This is a genomic window from bacterium, assembly GCA_035529855.1.
In the GTDB taxonomy this organism is placed as follows: Bacteria; RBG-13-66-14; B26-G2; order WVWN01; family WVWN01; genus WVWN01.
In genome coordinates, this window is the sequence record DATKVX010000032.1 from 1 (window position 1) to 2,581 (window position 2,581).

Below are 2,581 nucleotides of genomic sequence, written 5' to 3' on the forward strand. Positions count from 1 at the left end.
GATGCGCCAGGAGTACGTCTCGAGCTGGCACGGCCGCTACCGCCAGCGCCCCAAAAGCTGCGCCCTGTTCGAACACGAGTACGGCGTAGGCCGCGGCGAGGACGACTGGCGCGACGCCGCCCAACAGGTCGAGCAGTGCCTGCGGACCTTCTACGGCTCCGCGGTGTACGAGCGCTTACTCGAGCTGCCGCGTCAGGCCTGGCTCGAGGCCGAGGAGTGGGCCCACTTCTTCGTCGACGGCGTCAAGGTGTGGGTCAAACTGGACTGCGCCTACCGGGGAGAGGGCGACCGCGTTATCATCTACGACTGGAAGACCGGCAAGCGGATGACGGAGGACACGTCGCTGCAGCTGAGCTGCTACGCGCTGTACGCGAGTCACCGCTGGCGCGCCGACCCCGCGGCGGTCGTCGCCCGCGAATACAACCTCTACCACGACGACGAGCGCGAGTTCCCGGTCCGGCCCGAAGATTTAGAATCGACGCTCACGCGGATGCGGGCGTCGTTCGACGACATGCGCGCGCTGCTGGCGGACGCGGAGAACAACGAACCGCTGGCGGAGGAGCAGTTCGTCCGCACCGAGGACCCGGGCCGCTGCGGCACCTGCAAGTTCCTCAAGGTCTGCCGACCGGAACCGCCGCCGGAAGCCGGCGCCGCGGAAGAAAAAAAATAAAAAAACCGGCCTTTAACCGGTTCTTATTCCGTAAGAAATCGAATCGGGATTACTTTACTTCGTTTTCGGGAATACCCGCCATTTTGATTATCGCCTTTTGCATCCCTAGTTTAAGCGCCCTATTACCATGGACGGGAACCGTGATAACTCGCGGTTCCCCTTCCTTTTTCAAATATAATGGCTCCCGTGAACGCGCGCTACGCGCCAGCCGAAGCGCTCCAACAGCCGTACTACCTCCTTACCGCGTAAGGCCTTCATACCGCCAGCTCGACGACCTCCACGCCCGCCTCCGCGGGAGCCTCAACGTTCGCCGCGAGGAGATAACCTTCTATCGCCTCGCGGACGTTGGCCATAAGCTCATCGCGCGTCTCGCCCTGTGAAAAGCACCCGGGCAACCCCGGTACCTCGGCCCAATAGCCGCCCTCTTCCGCCTCGTGCACGATTATTTTTATCTTCACGTCGACCTCCTGTAACGCTAAACAATTATACCTTATAGCTCGAGCCGATGCTATAATCTCTTAAAGCGGCCAGACCTAAAGGTCAGGCCCTACGAAAACGCCGCCCGATTCACGGCCTCACCTCCGTAACGCGCGATAAACCGTTTGGGAAGTAACACGTAGGGCCGTACCTTCAATATCCCATCCTAGACAGCGGGCTTAAGCCCGCTGTCTAAACCGTGCGGAGATCGGACCGTCCGCCCCTTCGCCTTCGCAATCAGTGATAGGCCGTTCGGGAAGTAACACGTGTGGCCGGAATACGTAGGGCCGTACCTTTAGGTGCGGCCGCCGGTAAAATAAAAATGTGTACCGCAGTAAGGCCAATTGAAAACATGACCAGCCCCCGAAGCCCAAAATACGGAACACGTCGCGTCGCGACACGGCTAGCGGGGTTCGAGTATCGCGGGCCGTTTCGGTATTTCATAACGTTAACGGCGTATAAGGAAAAGCCTTTTTTCGCGGACGAGGCTACGGTCAAAGAAACCATCCGGGCCCTTTCCGAAACCGCCGGCCGTTACGGTTTCGACGTACTCTGTTATTGTTTCATGCCTGAACACGCACACCTCCTACTTGAAGGCGGCCCGACGAGCGACCTCCGCGAGTTCGTTCGCTTATTCAAACAGAAGAGTTCTTACCGGCATAAACGTTCGGCGGGAGACCCTTTGTGGCAGCGGGGTTACTACGACCGCGTACTCCGCGAAGACGAAGATTCGTTAGTCGTCGCGCGATACATTTTGGCTAATCCGGTCCGCCGCGGGTTAACGGATAACGCGGCTTCTTACCCTAACTCCGGATCGTTCGTATGTTCGGTGCCGGACATATTATACTCGGTTATGGTAGGCAACAAGTAAGGCCGTACTTCCAGCCGCACCCACGAAAAGCGGCGGCCAGACCTAAAGGTCAGGCCCTACGAAAACGACACCCGAGCCGCCGGGACCGGAACCGGCAGAAGAACAGTGGGAGGAATGATGGACTTCAAAGAATTAGACGAAATGTGGCACAACATCCGCGAGCGGCACGCCGCCGAGGACGAAGGCCTTGCGCCGGACCAAATCGTCGCGCGCGACAACCGCGAGTTCGCCGCGTTCTGCGAGGAGTTGGGCCTGCGCCGCCCGGCATCCGCAGGGACTTCCCCCGAAAATAAATAGGGCCACGATTTCAACGCGGCTTATATAATGGAAAAACAAGGCGGCCGGACCTAAAGGTCACGCCCTACGAAAGCGCCGCCGGCCGACGCCCGGGTAATTATGCGGATAAAACTGCTCTCTATAGTACTGGCGGCCCTGGCCCTCGCGGCCGGGGCGTTTGCGCGCGACGCGCCGTTCCATAAATTAACGCTCTACGTCGCCAACCAGAGCTTCAACGTCAACCCCGTCGACGTCAAGGTCACCATAGACGGCGTGACGGTGGCGGA

Annotated in this window: 4 protein-coding genes; 3 read left to right on the plus strand and 1 reads right to left on the minus strand. The window is 59.4% G+C overall.

All coding sequences use genetic code 11. From position 1 onward, the window contains the following. Nucleotides 1–670, plus strand: a 670-nt coding sequence (locus tag VMX79_02890; GenBank protein HUV86038.1) for a PD-(D/E)XK nuclease family protein, incomplete at its 5' end; no start/stop codon positions are given. A 254-nt stretch (nt 671–924) separates the two neighbouring features. Here VMX79_02890 and VMX79_02895 read toward each other — a convergent pair. After that, entirely contained in the window at nt 925–1,128 is a 204-nt protein-coding gene (locus VMX79_02895) for a type II toxin-antitoxin system HicB family antitoxin (protein ID HUV86039.1), read from the minus strand. Nucleotides 1,129–1,499: 371 nt separating this feature from the next. Between VMX79_02895 and VMX79_02900 the strand changes: the two genes are divergently transcribed. Beyond that, nucleotides 1,500–2,018 carry a transposase gene (locus tag VMX79_02900; protein HUV86040.1) on the plus strand — a complete coding sequence of 173 codons (519 nt, stop codon included), beginning with the start codon at nt 1,500–1,502 and terminating at the stop codon, nt 2,016–2,018. Between the two features lie 114 nt (nt 2,019–2,132). After that, nucleotides 2,133–2,315, plus strand: coding sequence for a hypothetical protein (locus tag VMX79_02905; protein HUV86041.1), 183 nt, complete (start codon nt 2,133–2,135; stop codon nt 2,313–2,315). Nucleotides 2,316–2,581 lie beyond the last annotated feature (266 nt).